The sequence below is a fragment of the Mesorhizobium sp. M1273 genome (assembly GCF_040318195.1).
GTDB lineage: Bacteria > Pseudomonadota > Alphaproteobacteria > Rhizobiales > Rhizobiaceae > Mesorhizobium.
On the sequence record NZ_JAMYLV010000039.1, the window covers coordinates 12,847 to 29,567 of the forward strand.

The 16,721-nt window shown below is 63.2% G+C and carries 17 protein-coding genes and 1 pseudogene; 7 read left to right on the forward strand and 11 right to left on the reverse strand.

Annotated features, from left to right (window positions below; genetic code table 11):
- Positions 1-6 precede the first annotated feature (6 nt).
- Together NKH30_RS28135 and NKH30_RS28140 are read right to left on the reverse strand one after the other, a co-directional pair.
- A complete protein-coding gene (locus NKH30_RS28135) occupies positions 7-723 on the reverse strand; it encodes a DUF805 domain-containing protein (RefSeq protein WP_352832321.1) in 717 nt (238 codons plus the stop codon).
- A gap of 88 nt (positions 724-811) precedes the next feature.
- The gene (locus tag NKH30_RS28140) at positions 812-2,644 is read right to left on the reverse strand and encodes a DEAD/DEAH box helicase (RefSeq protein ID WP_352997587.1); all 1,833 of its coding nucleotides are present in this window, start codon (positions 2,642-2,644) and stop codon (positions 812-814) included.
- A 201-nt stretch (positions 2,645-2,845) separates the two neighbouring features.
- Between NKH30_RS28140 and NKH30_RS28145 the strand changes: the two genes are divergently transcribed.
- Together NKH30_RS28145 and NKH30_RS28150 are read left to right on the forward strand one after the other, a co-directional pair.
- Positions 2,846-2,995 carry a hypothetical protein gene (locus NKH30_RS28145; protein ID WP_352450216.1) on the forward strand — a complete coding sequence of 50 codons (150 nt, stop codon included), beginning with the start codon at positions 2,846-2,848 and terminating at the stop codon, positions 2,993-2,995.
- 105 nt (positions 2,996-3,100) lie between these two features.
- On the forward strand, positions 3,101-4,135 hold the full coding sequence (locus NKH30_RS28150) for an aspartate-semialdehyde dehydrogenase (RefSeq protein ID WP_352470847.1): 1,035 nt from the start codon (positions 3,101-3,103) through the stop codon (positions 4,133-4,135).
- 395 nt (positions 4,136-4,530) lie between these two features.
- Here NKH30_RS28150 and NKH30_RS28155 read toward each other — a convergent pair whose 3' ends face one another.
- A complete protein-coding gene (locus NKH30_RS28155) occupies positions 4,531-4,938 on the reverse strand; it encodes an ACT domain-containing protein (protein WP_352997588.1) in 408 nt (135 codons plus the stop codon).
- A 248-nt stretch (positions 4,939-5,186) separates the two neighbouring features.
- Between NKH30_RS28155 and NKH30_RS28160 the strand changes: the two genes are divergently transcribed.
- Both NKH30_RS28160 and NKH30_RS28165 read left to right on the forward strand, forming a co-directional pair.
- Complete coding sequence (locus NKH30_RS28160) at positions 5,187-5,597, forward strand: DoxX family protein (RefSeq protein ID WP_352685359.1); 411 nt, start codon at positions 5,187-5,189, stop codon at positions 5,595-5,597.
- A gap of 190 nt (positions 5,598-5,787) precedes the next feature.
- On the forward strand, positions 5,788-6,051 hold the full coding sequence (locus NKH30_RS28165; protein ID WP_023680734.1) for a YMGG-like glycine zipper-containing protein: 264 nt from the start codon (positions 5,788-5,790) through the stop codon (positions 6,049-6,051).
- A 72-nt stretch (positions 6,052-6,123) separates the two neighbouring features.
- Here the strand turns inward: NKH30_RS28165 and rpsP are convergent, their stop codons facing one another.
- The 7 genes from rpsP to NKH30_RS28200 form a co-directional block, all read right to left on the reverse strand.
- Positions 6,124-6,525, reverse strand: a complete 402-nt coding sequence (gene rpsP, locus NKH30_RS28170; RefSeq protein ID WP_352615509.1) for a 30S ribosomal protein S16 — start codon at positions 6,523-6,525, stop codon at positions 6,124-6,126.
- Between the two features lie 50 nt (positions 6,526-6,575).
- Positions 6,576-6,902: a chorismate mutase gene (locus NKH30_RS28175; RefSeq protein WP_254817890.1), complete on the reverse strand. Its 327-nt coding sequence runs from the start codon at positions 6,900-6,902 to the stop codon at positions 6,576-6,578.
- 7 nt (positions 6,903-6,909) lie between these two features.
- Positions 6,910-8,538 (reverse strand): signal recognition particle protein, encoded by a 1,629-nt coding sequence (gene ffh / locus NKH30_RS28180; protein WP_352997589.1) that lies wholly within the window; start codon positions 8,536-8,538, stop codon positions 6,910-6,912.
- 309 nt (positions 8,539-8,847) lie between these two features.
- The gene (locus NKH30_RS28185) at positions 8,848-9,816 is read right to left on the reverse strand and encodes a CPBP family intramembrane glutamic endopeptidase (protein WP_352685356.1); all 969 of its coding nucleotides are present in this window, start codon (positions 9,814-9,816) and stop codon (positions 8,848-8,850) included.
- 147 nt (positions 9,817-9,963) lie between these two features.
- On the reverse strand, positions 9,964-10,566 hold the full coding sequence (locus tag NKH30_RS28190) for a DUF1236 domain-containing protein (protein ID WP_352470842.1): 603 nt from the start codon (positions 10,564-10,566) through the stop codon (positions 9,964-9,966).
- A gap of 63 nt (positions 10,567-10,629) precedes the next feature.
- Positions 10,630-11,724 carry a zinc-binding metallopeptidase family protein gene (locus tag NKH30_RS28195; protein WP_352997590.1) on the reverse strand — a complete coding sequence of 365 codons (1,095 nt, stop codon included), beginning with the start codon at positions 11,722-11,724 and terminating at the stop codon, positions 10,630-10,632.
- 90 nt (positions 11,725-11,814) lie between these two features.
- The gene (locus NKH30_RS28200; RefSeq protein WP_352997591.1) at positions 11,815-11,994 is read right to left on the reverse strand and encodes a hypothetical protein; all 180 of its coding nucleotides are present in this window, start codon (positions 11,992-11,994) and stop codon (positions 11,815-11,817) included.
- A 238-nt stretch (positions 11,995-12,232) separates the two neighbouring features.
- Between NKH30_RS28200 and NKH30_RS28205 the strand changes: the two genes are divergently transcribed.
- The 3 genes and pseudogenes from NKH30_RS28205 (at position 12,233) to NKH30_RS28215 (ending at position 14,405) form a co-directional block, all read left to right on the forward strand.
- A complete protein-coding gene (locus tag NKH30_RS28205) occupies positions 12,233-13,033 on the forward strand; it encodes a lytic murein transglycosylase (protein ID WP_352470839.1) in 801 nt (266 codons plus the stop codon).
- Between the two features lie 106 nt (positions 13,034-13,139).
- Positions 13,140-13,562 (forward strand): DUF4279 domain-containing protein, encoded by a 423-nt coding sequence (locus NKH30_RS28210; RefSeq protein WP_352997592.1) that lies wholly within the window; start codon positions 13,140-13,142, stop codon positions 13,560-13,562.
- A 76-nt stretch (positions 13,563-13,638) separates the two neighbouring features.
- A pseudogene (locus NKH30_RS28215) lies at positions 13,639-14,405 on the forward strand (IS5 family transposase).
- Positions 14,406-15,330: 925 nt separating this feature from the next.
- Here NKH30_RS28215 and NKH30_RS28220 read toward each other — a convergent pair.
- Positions 15,331-16,554: an argininosuccinate synthase gene (locus NKH30_RS28220; RefSeq protein WP_352997593.1), complete on the reverse strand. Its 1,224-nt coding sequence runs from the start codon at positions 16,552-16,554 to the stop codon at positions 15,331-15,333.
- Between the last annotated feature and the right edge of the window lie 167 nt (positions 16,555-16,721).

The window sequence follows — 16,721 nt, forward strand, 5'->3', positions numbered from 1 at the left end:
GTGAGGTTATGCGGTCTTGATCCCCTCCGGCACCGGACCCCACTGGTTTACGCGCGGCTGCGTCGGGATCAGCGCAAAGATCAGGATGATCACGGTGCCGAAGGTCGGGATCAGGAAAAGCAGGAAGAGCCAGCCGGTCAGGCCGGTATCGTGCAGGCGACGCACGTTGAGCCCGAACCACGGCAGGGCTGTCGCCAGCAGGAAGAGACCGGAAAGGCCGACCGTCACTGCCGGCAATTCACTGTTGTCGAGATTGCCCATGGCGTCGTCGATAAAGACGCCGAGTCCTATGACCACGATCAGCGCGATCGTCCAGAACAGACAATAGCCCCAATACTCCTTGCGGCGGGCACGGCCGGCGAAGTTGAAGTAATTCTCGGTCAGACCCCACCAGAAGTAGCTCCACAGGCCAGCCGATTCAGCCGGACTTTGTTCAGCGGAACGGCCGAAATGTTGCGGCTGACGTGCCGCGGGCGCATTGCCGGCCTGAGTTGGGGCGGCGGTTGCAGTGGAGGCGTCGGCGGGCGCGCTGGCAGGTTGGGCGCGGATCGAAAAAACATCGCGTGCCCGTCCGCCAGCCGGCTGGAATTCGACGGTCGTACCTCCGGCAACCGATGCTTCGCGGCGCAAATCTTCGCGCGCCAAAGTGTAGCGGTTGCCGTCGGCTCCGGTGATGAAGCCGAAACCCTGGTCTTCGTCGTAATGAAGAACTTCGCCGCGCATGTCCTGCCCACCCCCATTTCCCCGCCCCAGACTGTGCAAAGTTCCGGCAGACCGCAAGAGGCGTGCGGAAATGGAGAGTTCTGGCTATTTACCCCGGCCGTTTCTTCGATTTCTTGTGTTTCGCAGGTCCGCCTTCGAACTTCGCCTTGGCCGGTTTCCCGCCCCAGGGCTTCGCCTCGAATGCCGGGCGCTGGTCGGCCGGTGCGCGCTTCTCGAATTTGGGCGTGTTCTGATCGAAGGTGCGCTTGCCGCGGTGCGGCTTCTTGTCGGGTCGTGGTTCCTGGTAGCCGGCCCGCGACAAATCCGGCGTGCCATCCAGCCGCTTGACCGCAATGTTGCCCTGCAGCTTGCGGTCGGGGCCGATCGCAGCGAGGAAACGCTCGGCCCAGTCCGCCGCGATCTGCACGAAGGTTTCCTCCGGCTGCATCTTGATGGCGCCGATCTCGCGCTTAGAAATGCCGCCTGTCCGGCACAGCATCGGGATCAGCCAGCGTGGCTCGGCATTCTGCCGGCGTCCGACCGACAGCGAGAACCAGACGCTGTCGCCGAAATCGTCGCGGCGGCTCGGTGCCTCATCCCGGCGCGCAAATTTTTCGCCCGACGGCGTGAACGGTGCCACGTCGAGAAGATCTTCCGGTGCCGAGTGGCTGGAGCGGCACATCCGCACGAAGGCGGCGGCAACCCGTTCGGGCCCGTGCTGATCGAGAAGCGCCTCGACGAAGCCGCGCTCCTCATCCTTCATAGGCTCGCTGAAGACCGGATCAGCGAGAATGCGCTCATCGTCGCGCCGTATCACGTCGTCGGCCGACGGCGGGCTCGCCCAGGTTGCCGCAAGGCCGGCACTTTGCAGCAGCCGCTCGGTGCGCCTGCGGGCACTATTGGGCACGATCAGCGCGCTGACGCCCTTGCGTCCCGCACGACCCGTGCGTCCGCTTCGGTGCAGGAGCGTTTCCGGGTTGGTCGGCAGGTCGGCATGGATCACCAGCTCGAGATTGGGCAGGTCGATGCCGCGTGCCGCGACGTCGGTGGCGATGCAGACCTTGGCGCGGCCGTCGCGCATCGCCTGCAGCGCGTGGCTGCGCTCGTTCTGGCTAAGCTCGCCGGACAGCGCCACGACGGAAAAGTTGCGGTTGTTGAAGCGTGCCGTCAGATGGTTGACGGCGGCGCGGGTGTTGCAGAACACCAATGCATTCTTGGCCTCGTAGTAGCGAAGCACGTTGATGATGGCGTTTTCGCGGTCCGCCTGGGCGACGCTCAGCGCCCGGTATTCGATGTCGAGATGCTGCTTTTCCTCGCCGGAGGCCGAGATGCGCACAGCATCGCGCTGGTAGCCCTTGGCCAGCGTGGCGATGGAGCGCGGCACGGTCGCGGAAAACATCAGCGTGCGGCGATCGGCGGGTGCGGCATCGAGGATGAATTCCAGATCCTCGCGAAAGCCGAGATCGAGCATCTCGTCGGCCTCGTCGAGCACCACTGCCTTGAGCGCCGACATGTCGAGCGAATTGCGGGTGATGTGATCGCGCAGGCGGCCGGGCGTGCCCACGACGATATGGGCGCCGCGCTCCAGTACGCGCCGTTCGGTGCGCATGTCCATGCCGCCGACGCAGGACGCCACCGTGGCGCCGGTCAGTTCGTAGAGCCATTCCAGCTCGCGCGTTACTTGCAGGGCCAACTCCCGCGTCGGCGCCACGGCCAGCGCCAGGGGTGCCGCCGCGTGGGAAAAGCGCTCCGCGCCATCGAGAAGGGTCGGCGCCAAAGCCAGACCGAAGGCGACGGTCTTGCCGGAGCCGGTCTGGGCCGAAACCAGCGCATCGGCCTGGCCAAGCTCGAGAACGGCGTTCTGCACCGGCGTCAGCTCGACATAGCCGCGTTTTTCCAGCGCCTTTGCCAGCGCGGGAACAATAGCTTCGAAGTTGGACATCTTGCTCTTTCGAAATTCGGATTCTGAATACCCGGCGACGGGTCAAATGTCGGCATGCGCCACAGACGGGCGCCACGAGCCAGACGATGCTCGTTCGTACTTGGTGCCGCCGTCATTGTACAGGGCGGGCGGGTCGGCCTGCTTGCGATTGACTCTAGACGTAAACCGCGTAAAAGCCGGCACCGAACGGGATAGTTTTCGATGCGCGGCCTTTTGATGGCGCTTTCTGCCTTCGACATCCCCGGCCCCAATGCGAACCATTGGGCCGGGCGCGTCGCTGCGTCTCCTCGTTCCAGCAAAATCACGTTCTTGCTCAAAAAAACCGGCAAAACGACCACCAAAACGGTCTGATTCCCTTGGCCTAACCACCCCTCCCGGGTCCGGCCCGGGGGTTGAAACCCGCATCGGCCGGCGGGTTTTCTCCAGAAACCGAGCGGAGAGGGACAGGAGATTTCGATGAGTTTCAAGGTTGCGATCGTCGGCGCCACGGGCAATGTGGGCCGGGAAATGCTCAACATACTGGAGGAACGCGGCTTTCCGGTGAGCGAGGTGGTGGCGCTGGCCTCGCGGCGCAGCCAGGGCACGGAAGTGTCGTTCGGCGACCGCACGCTGAAGGTCAGGGCGCTCGACCAATATGATTTTTCCGACACCGACATCTGCATCATGTCGGCCGGCGGCAACGTCTCCAAGGAATGGTCGCCGAAGATCGGCAAGCAGGGCTGCGTCGTCATCGACAATTCGTCGGCCTTCCGCTACGACCAGGACGTGCCGCTGATCGTTCCGGAAGTGAACCCGGATGCGATCTCGCTGTTCACGCGCAAGAACATCATTGCCAACCCGAACTGCTCGACGGCGCAGCTGGTCGTGGCGCTGAAGCCGCTGCATGACGCGGCCACCATCAAGCGCGTCGTCGTCGCCACCTACCAGTCGGTCTCCGGCGCCGGCAAGGAAGGCATGGACGAATTGTTCACGCAGACGCGCGCGGTGTTCGTCGCCGACCAGGTCGACATCAAGAAGTTCACCAAGCGTATCGCCTTCAACGTCATCCCGCATATCGACGTCTTCCTCGACGACGGCTTCACCAAGGAAGAGTGGAAGATGGTGGCCGAGACCAAGAAGATGCTCGACCCGAAGATCAAGCTGACGGCGACCTGCGTGCGCGTGCCGGTGTTCATCGGCCATTCGGAAGCGGTCAACATCGAGTTCGAGAAGCCGATCACCGCCGATGAGGCGCGCGAGATCCTGCGCGAGGCGCCGGGCTGCCAGGTCATCGACAAGCGCGAGGACGGCGGCTACATCACGCCGCTGGAATCGGCCGGCGAGGACGCCACCTTCATCTCGCGTATCCGCGAGGACTCGACCATCGACAACGGCCTGTCGATGTGGATCGTCTCCGACAATCTGCGCAAGGGCGCGGCACTCAATGCGGTGCAGATCGCCGAACTGCTGGTCGAGCGCGGGCTGATCCAGCCGAAGAAGAAGGCGGCATAGTTCGCTCACGGCCGTATCGCCGCTAGCGCGGCTGGCCTCCGCGGGGGCGCCGGACGACCGGCGGCCTGCGGTCGCAGGCTCGGCCTTCGGCCGCGATTTTTGCTCAGCTTGCTTTTTCTCTCACGGCCGTATCGCTGCTGTCGCGGCTGGCCTCCGCGGGGGCGCCGGACGACCGGCGGCCTGCGGTCGCAGGCTCGGCCTTCGGCGGTTGTTTCGCTCAGGCCGTATCGCCGCTACGCGGCTGGCCTCCGCGGGGGCGCCGGAAGGCCGGCGGCCCGCAGTCGCGGGCTCGGCCTTCGGCCGTTTGCGCCCTTCTCGCCGTTCACGGGGAGAAGGTTCCGGCAGGCGTATGAGGGGCAGCGCAGGCGTCTCAAATAGGCAGCAAGGCGCCGGCGTCACAGCCGGTTCTCCTCCGCTAGGTCCAACAGCAACTCCAGCGCCTCCTCCGCCCGGTCGGCGGGCACGAACAGATGATCGTGGTAGAAGGCCGAGACCGGATTGACGCCGATGCCGGCGGTGGCCAGCCGCGCGGTGATGGCGGCGAGGAAGCCGACCGCTTCCAGCGACGAATGGATGTTCAGCGTCAGCATCCGGCAGCGGAACACGGTTTTCAGTCCAGCGGCCTTGGCATGGTCTTCAAGCACGATCAGCGTCGTGCCCTCGCGCTCGCGAAATAGCATCACCGGGTGGAGCCTGTCGGGAGCGGGCGCATCGGGTGGCAACGTGGTGAAGACATGAATGCCGGCAAGCAATTCCGGCGTCATCGCCGCCAGCAACTGTTTCAGGTCGGTCTCTCCGGCCATCGGTTGCTTTCGTTGTGCGATCAGGCGGCTGCCGTCGAGCGCTCGGAAGATTCCCTTGCGGATTTCCAATAACGCCCTCCACCTCACCCCGCAAGGTGGACTTGGCCAAGTCTGTTGCTGGCTGAACTAGCACATCCGAGGTCGCCGGAGTGAAAAGAACCGGAGGCATGTCGGATCGCCGTCATGGGCCGCGTCCTTGGTTCGAGCTGGCGGAGAGCCAGTGCTCACAACGACCGGAGGGAACATCAATGACCATGTCTCAGGCAGCACCCGTCTCATCGCGTGCCTTGTGGGCCGGCCGCGTGCTCAGCGCCGTAGTCGTGCTGTTCATGATCTTCGACGGCGTCATCAAGCTACCGCCGCTCGAAATCGTCACCCAGACCATGGTGCAGCTCGGCTGGCCGGCCGATGCCAATATCTCGCGCATGCTCGGCATCATTGGACTGGTCTCGACAGCGCTTTACGCGCTGCCGCGCACCTCGGTGCTCGGCGCCATCCTGCTCACCGCCTATCTCGGCGGTGCCGTCGCCACGCATGTGCGTATCGGCAGCCCTTTGTTCTCGCACATACTGTTCGGCATTTATCTCGGCGCCATCCTCTGGGGTGGCCTGTATCTGCGCGATCCAAGGGTGCGCGCGTTATTCCCGTTCAGCCAATAGCGCGACATCGAAAGCCGCTCGATGGTGGCCAGGCCGCCAGAGCGGGCGCGGTCTGCCGCCGCCTTTCTACTCTTTGGATCAAATTGAGCGCCGCCGGGCGGCAGCCGATCTTCTTCTTTGGATCAAATCGCCTGGTTGCGAGTTAGGGGGTGCAGCGGCGAGGACGGCACCCTGTTGGAGAGGAACGACAATGAAAAAGGTGATGATCTTGATGGCCCTGCTGGTGCCGCTCGGTGCCTGCTCCCGTACTGAGCAAGGCGCGGCAGTTGGTGGCCTGGGCGGTGCGGCGGTCGGCGCTGCTGTGGCCGGCAACCCGACCAAGGGCGCGGTGATCGGCGGTGCGGCCGGCGCTTTGGCCGGTGCGCTGATCGGCCGTGCCAGCGAAAGCGGCCAATGCCGTTATCGCGATCGTAACGGTCGTGTCTACGTTGCGAGTTGTCCGGAAGGCTATTGATCGGGCCGCATCATATGGATGCAATAGCAAAACGGCGGGCAGGGCCCGCCGTTTCGTGGGTGTGGAGATGATTTATTCGGCGCTGGCGGCTTCCGACTCGGCCGGCGCGGCTGCGGCGGCGGCAACGGCCGCGGCGGCATCTTCCTGCGCCTTCTTCAGCAAGGCTGCGCGCTCCTGCGCCTTCTTGCCGGGCTCGGCCTTCTTCGGGTTGGAGCGGGCTTCGCGCTTGGCGATGCCGGCTTCATCGAGGAAGCGCAGCACGCGGTCGGTCGGCTGGGCGCCATGCGACAGCCAATGCTTGACGCGCTCGGCGTCGACCTTGACGCGTTCGCCGTCCTTGGGCAGCAGCGGATTCCACGAGCCGAGCGACTCGATGAAACGGCCGTCGCGCGGCGAACGAGCGTCGGCGACGACGACATGGTAATAGGGACGCTTCTTCGAGCCCGCACGGGCCAATCGGATTTTCAGTGGCATTTCTTTTCTCCTAAAAGCTCTGATCTGGTTGATCGGTTGGTGGCTGGTCCTCAGCCGGTTTTCGTCACGCCGTTGGATGCGGCGATCTGCTCGTGATGGCGGATCACTTCGCGGACGACGAAGTTCAGGAATTTCTCCGCGAAATCCGGGTCGAGATGGGCGTCCTTCGCCAGTTGGCGAAGACGGGCGATCTGCTCCTGCTCGCGCGCCGGGTCGGCAGGCGGCAGGCCATGTTCCGCCTTCAGCACGCCGACTGCCTTGGTGCAGCGGAAGCGCTCGGCCAGCATGTGGATCAGCGCCGCGTCGATATTGTCGATCGAGGCGCGATAATTGGCCAGCGCCGCACGCGCGTCCGCCATGTCCTTCTCTTCGTTCATGGCGCCCTCACTTCTTCTTGCCGAGGCCATTCTTGCCAAGCATTGGCAGCCCGCCACCGCCCGGCAGGCCGGGAAGTTTCATGCCGCCGGGCAGCCCAGGCAGGCCACCGCCACCGGGAAGACCACCGGGCAGGCCCTTCATGCCGCCGAGCCCGGCGGCCTGCGCCTGCTTCTGCAAGGCTTCGAGCTGCTTGGGGTCCATCTTGGAGAGATCCGGCATGCCGCCGCCCATCATGCCGCCTCCGGGACCGCCTGGGCCGCCAGGCATCATGCCGCCGAGCCCCATCTTGGAAGCGAGGCCGCCCATCATGCCGCGCATCAGGCCGCCGCCTTTGCCCTTGCCGCCCATCGCCTTCATCATGTCGGCCATGCCGCGATGCATCTTCAACAGTTTGTTGATTTCGGCCGCGTCGGTACCCGAGCCGGCGGCGATGCGCTTCTTGCGCGAGTGCTTCAGAATATCGGGGTTGGCACGCTCGGCCTTGGTCATCGACGAGATGATGGCGAGCTGGCGACCGAACATCTTGTCGTCGAGCCCGGCGGCGGCCATCTGGTCCTTCATCTTGCCCATGCCGGGCATCATGCCCATGATGCCACCAATGCCACCCATTTTCGACATTTGCTGAAGCTGGCCGGCGAGGTCGTTCAGGTCGAACTTGCCCGACTGCATCTTCCTGGCCATCGCCGCGGCCTGTTCGGCGTCGATGTTCTCGGCCGCCTTTTCGACGAGGCTGACGATGTCGCCCATGCCGAGGATGCGGTCGGCGATGCGCTTGGGGTGGAATTCCTCCAGCGCGTCCATTTTTTCGCCGGTGCCGATCAGCTTGATCGGCTTACCGGTGACGGCGCGCATCGAGAGCGCCGCACCACCGCGGCCGTCGCCGTCCATGCGGGTCAGCACGAGGCCGGTGATGCCGACGCGCTCGTCGAAGCTTTTCGCCAGATTGACGGCGTCCTGGCCGGTCAGCGAATCGGCGACCAGCAGGATCTCGTGCGGCGACGACATCTTCTTGATGTCGGCCATCTCGACCATCAACGGCTCGTCGATATGGGTGCGGCCGGCGGTATCGAGGATGACGACGTCATGGCCGCCGAGCTTGGCCGCCTGCACGGCGCGGCGGGCGATATCGACCGGCGTCTGGCCGGCGACGATCGGCAATGTGGCGACCTTGACCTGCTCGCCGAGCTGGCGGAGCTGCTCTTGCGCGGCGGGACGCCGCGTGTCGAGCGAGGCCATCAAAACCTTCTTGTTTTGACGGTCGGTGAGGCGCCTGGCGATCTTGGCCGAGGTCGTCGTCTTGCCCGAACCCTGCAAGCCAATCATCATGATGACGACCGGAGCCGGTGCATTGAGGTCGATGGCGACGCCCTCGGCGCCGAGCATCTCGACCAGTTCGTCATGGACGATCTTGACGACCATCTGGCCGGGCTTGATCGACTTGACCACGGCGGCGCCGACGGCCTTCTCGCGCACCTTGTCGGTGAAGGAACGCACCACTTCCAGCGCCACGTCGGCCTCGAGCAACGCACGGCGCACCTCGCGCAACGCCGCCGAGACATCAGCCTCCGACAAGGCGCCGCGGCCGGTGAGGCCGTTCAGGATCGAACCAAGACGTTCCTGTAGCGATTCAAACATTCTTCTTCCTTTTCCGTGGCACCCGGATGATGCCCGAGAGGTAATGCGTTCGCGCCAACTGTCCAAGCAAAAGCCGGTCCGGGCAAAGCCCAAAGCCAAAAAGCACCCGGGGGCGCACAGCGCTGCCGGGTGTTGGCCTCCGGGATCGATTTACAGCACTTCACCTCAAGGAGGTTTCGGCGTCCCGGTCGGTTTGCTCGGAGGAATACTCGTCGCGGAATTCGCGGCGTGTAGACAGGAAATCGGCCGCAGAGTCAAGCTTTGGTCAAGCTTTGCGTCAAATAGCTCAGGACGACCAGGCAATGCACATTAGCGCACGCTGCCGGCGCGCGCCATATCCGGCTCGACCTTCAGCGGTGAGCGCGGATGTAAAAGCAGCAGAACGGTCAACAGGCTGCTGACGATGCCGATCGAAGCGATGAGGACGGCGTCTGAAGTCGTCCAGCCCGCGGCTTCGAGCGGCTTGGCGTTGAACAGGGCGAAGGAATTATAGCTTTGCTGGTGCGAAATCAGCAGGAAGCCGGTCAGATTGTTGCCGAGATGGGCGCCAAAGCCGGCACCGAGATTGCCGGTTGCATAGACCAGAAGCGTCAGCAGCAGCGCAAAGGCAGCGATCGAGGCCAGCACGCAGGCATTGATGGCAGCGCTTGAACCTGGGCTCCAGTGCAGGGAGGTGAACAGCAATCCCGGCAGCAGCGCCCAGATGAAAGAGTTCTGGAACCGGCTCGCCAGGCCCCTGAGCAGATAACCGCGAAACAGCATCTCCTCCGACGAGGTCTGCAGAAAGGTCAGGGCGGCGATCGGGATCAGGAACAAAAGCCACGCGGACAGGCCGATCGCGCCGCGCGCGATGTCGGGCTGCAAACCATAAAGCAGGATCTCGGAAAGCAGCGAGGTGATCAGCACCGCGGTCAGTCCTTTCAGGAACCCCGACCAAGAAATGCGCCGGCTGACGCCAATCAGGGCTGTCAGCTTCTCTTGATGGATCCAGCGCATGGCAGCCCAAAGGCCGAGCCAGATTCCGGCAAATGAAGCCAGCGCCGCAAGGATGCCTGCAGGAGAGGCCATGAAATCCTGCACCGCTCCCCCACCTGGCGGGGCGGTGCCAGACGATGCCTGCCAAACGGCAAAGGCATAGGTGCCGCCGAACAGCACGGCGGCAGTGGTTCCGAGCCAGAACAGGATGACGACCACCGCTCCAAGCAGAAGCCGCGGCAAAGTGGTCTTGTTGTTGGCGGTGTGCCGGTACTGTTGGAAGGCGGTTGGGTCGATCGTCACGCGGGCTCGCTGGCTGGTGCTTCGGCTCGCAAGGTCTAGAACATCGGCCCCAATGTGGAAACCGGTATTGCAGCGGCAATGCCGGCTTGTGGCAATGTCGGGAGTGCGAGCGGCCGCCATTACAGGGCGACCGCCCTGTTTGTATCGTCAGCGCACGACGTACACGATACGCCGGCTGCCCGGATCGACCAGTGCCGGCTGGCCGTTCACATAGACGTAACGGTAATCATAGTCCGGAATCTCGCGCAGCTCGACGGTGTCAGGCAACGTCGCGCCCGTCACCACCTCACCCTCGAGATAGACCGGATCGAGCCGATGCGTACGTACATAGGTACGGATCTCGGCCGGCGGTCTCCGGATAGGCTCGATCGCCTCGCCGGCGACGATTGCTCCGGTATAGCTGTCGGAATACTCGACGCTATCGGCGGGCGGCGTCACGACGGCAATGTCGGCGCTGGCCGGACGCTGTGTCAGGACCACACGGCTGCCGCCGAAATCGGCCGTCACATAGTCGGAATAGACCCAGCCCTGGCCGTTGGCCTCGGCGATGGTGCACCATTTGCTGTTGGCGATGCAGCCGTCGAGCGTCGCCGACTGGCCGGCCGCAAGCACGCCGATCACCGGATATTGCGGGCCGGGGCCGGCGCGTACATTGAGATCAGTGATGGCCGAGACGGCGGTGTCGGCCAAGGCAGAGCCCGACATCGCCATGAGCGCTCCGGCCACCGCCGGAAACAATATGCGTTTCATGGTCTTCTCTCCGTTTCACAGTCCCTTGGCACGGAAAACGAAGCAAAGCCGCATGCGTTCCGGCTAAAAGGCTTCGGCCGGCTCACGATTTGTTCCAGTCGTTTTCGGCAGGTCGGTCAAAAGCTCGTGAACAAAAGCAAGTTTTTGCGCCGCCACGTCCGAGATGACGAAGGGATAGAGATCGGGCAGGCCCATGCAGCGGTTGATCGAGTTGGACGCCTCCGACAGCACCAGCCAGCGGTCGAGAATCCTTTCGAAGGGCTCTGGGCTGGCGGCGGGTTCCGATGGTGCCGGCTGCAACTTGCCGCCGGTATCGGCGCGCGGCAGCTCGTTGGCTTCAACGGTTTCCAGCCGGCCGAGCGGGAAATTCAGGGCATGCACCATCTCCAGCGTGTCCGTGATGTGCATGTGATGCGCCCACGTCTCGGCCCAGTCCTCCCATGGGTGCGACGTCGCATAGGTCGAGATATGGCGCTGCTGCCAGTCGGGCGGCGCGCCATCGGCATAATAGGTCTTCAGCGCCTGTTCGTAGCCGGCGCGCTCGTCGCCGAACAAAGCGCGAAAACCGGCAAGCTTTTGCGAATCGTCGCGGATCAGGCGGTCCCAGTAATAATGGCCGAGCTCATGGCGGAAATGGCCGAGCAGCGTGCGGTAGTTCTCGCCCATCTCGACGCGCCGCCGTTCGCGCTCTGCCGAATCCGCTTCGGCGACGTTGAGCGTGATCCGGCCGTTGTCATGACCGGTCAGGATACGTTCGCCGCCCGGACCGCCGCCGATCGGATCGGCAAGAAAATCGAAAGCGAGACCGATCTCGTCGCCAACGTCCTGCTTGGGTGCGACCGGCAGGCCGAAGGCGAGCAGCGAATAGACGGCACGCTTCTTTGCCGCCTCGACACGGATCCAGCGGCGGCGGTTGCCGTCGACCGACAGATCCGGGATCAGCTGGTTCAGCGCACAGGCGCGGCAGAAGGCGTGGCCGGGCTCCGCCATCCAGTTGCAGGCGCATTCGTCGGCATTGGTGCAATAGAAGACCTCGGCGCCGGACAGCGCGAAGCGCGCATGCTCGGGATCGTAGAGCACGAGGCTGGCGCAGTTCAGGCATTGCGCGTTCTCGAAATAGAGACGGTGGCCGCAATGCGGGCAGTCGAAAAGCTTCATTGGCGTCTCAAATCATTCGAAATGCGGAGGACGATACGAGCAGGAGAACGCCAAACGCCTGTCAGCTGCCGACGTTCCTGCCGGCAGATGCTATTTTGCCGCAAGCTGGGCGACGACCTCCTTGGCCACTGCCTCGCCCGACAATCTGGCGCCGCCGCAGGTCTGCATCAGCGGACCGGCCAAGTGCTCGCCGGCGAAGAAGATCTTTTCCGCCACGGGCTGCATCAGCGTGGCGCGCGCTTGCGAGCGGCCGGGCCGCCGCCGCCGCATAGCACACAACCGCTCAGCGCCCCGCCGATGATCACGACATCAACGTCTTCCACGCTTATTCTGTCCCCGCCACAATAATTACTTGATCGTAGGCAAATTCCCGGGCGTCCGCCAGTGTGGTGGATTTGAGGTTCCTGCTGTATTGAGTGCATCGGCGTGGCGCCAGGGCAGTGACAAGCAGGTGTTTCGCAGGCAAGTTCGCAATTGGGAACGTGATTCAGGCAACCAGGAGAGCAGCATGGCATTTCTTGCCAAGGGGAAGATGTTTGTAGTGGCCACGGTGGTGGCGGTGCTTGCGCTGGCGACGGGCGCGCAGGCGGCGGCCAGCTGTGGCAAGAGCGGCGCCGGCTTCGAGGCATGGAAACCGGAGTTCGCCGCGGAGGCGAAGGCCGACGGTGTCGGCTCGAAGGGTCTGGCCGCTCTGGCTCGCGCAACCTACGCGACAAAGACGATCTCCGTCGACCGCGCCATCCATAAGGCTTTCAGCGGCTCGGTGGAAGCTTTCATGAAGCGCCGTGGCGCGTCCGCGATCATTGCCAGGGGCCGTGCGCTGAAGAAGGCCAATGCTGCGCTGTTCGACAAGATCGAACGGAATTACGGCGTGTCGCCGGGCGTGTTGCTCGCCATCTGGGGCATGGAGACCGGCTTCGGTTCCGCCATGGGCAACCAGAATACGGTCTCCGCCATTTTAACGCTGGCCTATGACTGTCGCCGTCCGGAGTTCTTCTACCCGCATGCCATTGCGGCCCTGAAGCTGGTTGATCGCGGAGCGTTGAGCGCCTCGTCGGTCGGTGCCGCGCACGGCGAGATTGGCCACACGCAGTTCCTGCCCGGAAATGTTTTGACGTATGGTGTCGGAAACAAAAATCTGCGCGACAAGAGCACTGCGTTGGCTTCCACCGCCAACTTCCTCAAGAGTCATGGTTGGCGGGCCGGCGCGAGCGCGCAGGCGAATATGGGCGCAATTGCCGGCTGGAATTCGGCGAGCGTCTATCAACAGGCCATCGCCCGCATGGCCACGGCGATCGATGCCGACTGACAGGAAACGCAAAAACGACTGGGCTCGGTTTGGAAGCGCGAGGCGAGCATGAAGAGTCTCGCAACTGCGCAGGGCTTGCCTTGCCCTTTCGAACCTAGGACAGGCGATGATCTCGCTCTCGATCTCTGACTTCGATGCGAACCCCGAGAGGGTGACTGCGATCCTAAGCCTCGAACCGACACGCATAGTCCGCAAGGGCGACCCGATGCGTAACGGTTCCCCGCGCAAGAAGAATGGATGGAGCCTCGATGGTCCGCGGCAAAGGCTCCGGAGTGGGGCCGAGCACGAGAATGCGGTCAACTACCTGATCGAGCAGATGCGAGGTCGGGAGGAAGCCTTCGCCCGGCTGCGGCAGGAAGTGCGGCCGAAGCAGATTACGATCTATGGCGGGTTCTATACGTCCTACGACGAGCAGTGCGGCATCTGGCTTGAGCCGTCCGCGATGAGGGTGCTCGCGGATTGCGGTGTTGGCTGGGGCCTCGACCTTTTCGTTGAGGACGAAGCTCACCAACATGGAAGTGAGGTGTGAGCAGCCGTCCTGTCCGCATTGGGTCGTTTGCCGACTGGCTGGTTCCAAACTTGAGCGGGGTCTGATTCATAAGGGCATGAGCCGATACGATCTGACCGACTTCGAATGGCGGGCGATCGAGCCGCTGTTGCCCAACAAAGCCGCGAGGCGTGCCGCGCGTAGACGACCGCCGGGTGCTGAACGGCATCTTCTGGGTGCTGCGATCGGGTGCGCCATGGCGCGATCTGCCCGAGCGCTACGGGCCTCGCACCACTGGCTACAACCGCTTCGTTCGATGGCGGATAGCAGGTGTCTGGGCTCGGCTGATGGACGCCATTACCGAGGCCCATGACGGCACGGTGCAGATGATCGACACCTCTATTGTTCGCGTCCATCAGCAGGGTGCGACGGCAAAAAGGGGAATCGAGATCATTGTCTCGGTCGTTCCCGAGGCGGGCTGACGACCAAAATCCATGCTCTTGTCGACGCCGAAGGCAGGCCGATCAAGCTGACGCTCACGGCAGGTCAAATGAGTGACATCGCCTACGCAGCGGACTTATCAAGGATTTGCCCGAGGGTGCCATGCTGCTCGCCGACAAGGGCTATGATGCCAACGCGTTGCGCAATGCCGTCACCGAGCAAAAGGCATGGGCCAACATCCCGCCCAAGGCCAACCGCAAGGACCCGATGTGCTTCAGCCCCTTCCTCTACAAGGCCCGCAACCTCGTCGAACGCTTCTTCAACCAGGCCAAGCAGTTCCGTCGCATCGCAACTCGATATGACAAGCTGGCAGAAAACTACCTCGCTGCCCTCAAACTCGTCTCCGTCCGTATCTGGCTACGCGGTAACGAGTCTACGTCCTAGTCTAGAGCTTTGTTTTAACGCAATCCCGGACGGAAAACCGTTTCACGCTTTTCCTGGAATTGCGCTATTCGACCGAAAGTCCGGCCAAGCCCCGGGCGTGGAAACTTCGTCAAACACCGCCATCGGCCCGGTCGCGGTAAGGACGACGGACGCCGTTTCGCGCCCGAATACGCGAAGCGGGGCCGGCAATTCATATTGCTTGAGGAAAGGATTGCCGGAAGAAACGTCGTTCCAGCCGAGCTTTGCGGGCGCATCGGGGCGGTCGGTCAGCCAAAGGGCAAAACCACTATATGTCGGAACGTCAGCCCTGCACTCGACCAGCGCGGGAAGGTCGAGGGAGGGGGGTCATCGTTGGCTTTGGCGACGGCCAAGTTCGCCCGGACAGCCAACGCGGGCAGGAAACCAGCTCCAAGCGTGGCCAAGCGCCTGGGCACATCACGCTCAATAATGCACGTAGCCGCTCAACGGGCATTTCTGGGAAATGGGAATCTGGAAGGGGCCGTCAAAACTTTTGCAGGTACGGAATTTGGAATTCCGCGGCGCCGGGGTAGCCGCTTTTGGCTTGTCCCCGATGACCGTCGGGACTCTGGGACCCTGCGCGTAGCCGCTCAACGGGCATTTCTGGGAAGCGGGAATCTGGAAGGGGCCGTCAAAACTTTTGCAAGTATGGACCTTGGATGTTTGCCCCGCCGGGACTTGCGTGGACTGACCCGCGGTAAAGACGGCCACCGCCGCAAGCAGAAGAAAAAGTCTGTTTTTCACTGTCAAAGCCCTCCGACCCGCACGAGAAGTAAGATCAAATCACGGAAAGGTCAAACAGGAAACGATCTGAAATCGCGGCTTCTATTATATTAGAGACGCCAAATAAAACCCGGTGTCCTCACCGGGTTCCTAACTCATCTAAGCATTGGGCCTGTTGGGAATATCAACCCTTGCGATTGCGCGCCGCCAGTGTCCGCAGCCTCAGCGCGTTGAGGCGGATGAAACCTTCTGCATCCTTCTGGTCGTAGGCGCCGCGGTCGTCCTCGAAGGTGACCAGCGTGTCGGAATAGAGCGTCTTCCTCGACTTGCGGCCGCTGACCATGACGTTGCCCTTGTAGAGCTTCAGCCGCACGGTGCCTTCGACGTCTTCCTGGCTCTTGTCGATCATCGCCTGCAACATCAGCCGCTCGGGCGCGAACCAGAAGCCATTGTAGATGAGCTCGGCATAGCGCGGCATGAACTCGTCCTTGAGATGGGCGGCACCGCGGTCGAGCGTGATCGATTCGATCGCCCGGTGGGCGGCGATCAGGATGGTGCCGCCGGGGGTCTCGTAGACACCGCGCGATTTCATACCGACGAAACGGTTCTCGACCAGGTCGAGCCGGCCGATGCCATTGTCACGGCCGAGATCGTTCAGCGCCGCCAGCATCGTCGCCGGCGACAGCTTCTTGCCGTTGAGCGCGATCGGATCGCCCTTGAGGAATTCGATCTCGATCTCGGTGACCTTGTCCGGCGCGTCCATCGGCGAGATGGTGCGCTGGTGGACGAATTCCGGCGGTTCCGTCCACGGGTCCTCCAGCACCTTGCCCTCGGAAGACGAATGCAGCAGGTTAGCGTCGACCGAGAAAGGCGCATCGCCCTTCTTGTCCTTCGGCACCGGGATCTGGTGCTGCTCGGCGAAGTTGATGAGATCGGTCCGCGACTTGAACGACCAATCGCGCCACGGCGCGATCACCTTGATGTCGGGGTTGAGCGCATAGGCCGACAGCTCGAAACGCACCTGGTCGTTGCCTTTGCCGGTGGCGCCATGCGCGATCGCATCGGCGCCGGTCTCCCTGGCGATCTCGACAAGATGTTTCGAGATCAGTGGCCGGGCGATCGAGGTGCCGAGCAGATATGTGCCTTCATAGACAGCGTTGGCGCGGAACATCGGAAAGACGAAATCGGATACGAACTCCTCGCGGACATCGACGATGCGGATGTCCTTGATGCCCATCATCTCGGCCTTGCGCCTGGCCGGCTCCAGTTCGCCACCCTGGCCGAGATCGGCGGTGAAGGTCACGACCTCGGCGCCGAGCTCGGTCTGCAGCCATTTCAGGATGATCGAGGTATCAAGGCCGCCGGAATAGGCGAGCACGACTTTCTTGACGGCTTTTGCTTTCGACATGGTGGGCAGTTCCGCGACAGGGGTTCTTCGCGGGCGAGGTATCACGGCGTTTTAGGCCAGCGCAAGGGACGAACGATGCCTGGACCAGATGCTTCATCTCCAAGAGGCTGGCGAGGACACGGCTCTTGCGCTATGGCTGCGCCGTCTTTTGCCGCTACGAGACGAGC

Excerpts from the sequence above, each read along its gene's own strand:
- NKH30_RS28165 (WP_023680734.1), top strand. The coding sequence starts at position 5,788 with ATGAAAAAGGTGATGATCTTGATGGCCCTGCTGGTGCCGCTCGGTGCC.
- NKH30_RS28200 (WP_352997591.1), bottom strand. The coding sequence starts at position 11,994 with ATGCGGCGGCGGCGGCCCGGCCGCTCGCAAGCGCGCGCCACGCTGATG.
- rpsP (WP_352615509.1), bottom strand. The coding sequence starts at position 6,525 with ATGCCACTGAAAATCCGATTGGCCCGTGCGGGCTCGAAGAAGCGTCCC.
- NKH30_RS28210 (WP_352997592.1), top strand. The coding sequence starts at position 13,140 with ATGATCTCGCTCTCGATCTCTGACTTCGATGCGAACCCCGAGAGGGTG.
- NKH30_RS28135 (WP_352832321.1), bottom strand. The coding sequence starts at position 723 with ATGCGCGGCGAAGTTCTTCATTACGACGAAGACCAGGGTTTCGGCTTC.
- NKH30_RS28175 (WP_254817890.1), bottom strand. The coding sequence starts at position 6,902 with ATGAACGAAGAGAAGGACATGGCGGACGCGCGTGCGGCGCTGGCCAAT.
- NKH30_RS28150 (WP_352470847.1), top strand. The coding sequence starts at position 3,101 with ATGAGTTTCAAGGTTGCGATCGTCGGCGCCACGGGCAATGTGGGCCGG.
- NKH30_RS28190 (WP_352470842.1), bottom strand. The coding sequence starts at position 10,566 with ATGAAACGCATATTGTTTCCGGCGGTGGCCGGAGCGCTCATGGCGATG.
- NKH30_RS28220 (WP_352997593.1), bottom strand. The coding sequence starts at position 16,554 with ATGTCGAAAGCAAAAGCCGTCAAGAAAGTCGTGCTCGCCTATTCCGGC.
- NKH30_RS28160 (WP_352685359.1), top strand. The coding sequence starts at position 5,187 with ATGACCATGTCTCAGGCAGCACCCGTCTCATCGCGTGCCTTGTGGGCC.
- ffh (WP_352997589.1), bottom strand. The coding sequence starts at position 8,538 with ATGTTTGAATCGCTACAGGAACGTCTTGGTTCGATCCTGAACGGCCTC.
- NKH30_RS28205 (WP_352470839.1), top strand. The coding sequence starts at position 12,233 with ATGGCATTTCTTGCCAAGGGGAAGATGTTTGTAGTGGCCACGGTGGTG.
- NKH30_RS28140 (WP_352997587.1), bottom strand. The coding sequence starts at position 2,644 with ATGTCCAACTTCGAAGCTATTGTTCCCGCGCTGGCAAAGGCGCTGGAA.
- NKH30_RS28145 (WP_352450216.1), top strand. The coding sequence starts at position 2,846 with ATGCGCGGCCTTTTGATGGCGCTTTCTGCCTTCGACATCCCCGGCCCC.
- NKH30_RS28195 (WP_352997590.1), bottom strand. The coding sequence starts at position 11,724 with ATGAAGCTTTTCGACTGCCCGCATTGCGGCCACCGTCTCTATTTCGAG.
- NKH30_RS28155 (WP_352997588.1), bottom strand. The coding sequence starts at position 4,938 with ATGGCCGGAGAGACCGACCTGAAACAGTTGCTGGCGGCGATGACGCCG.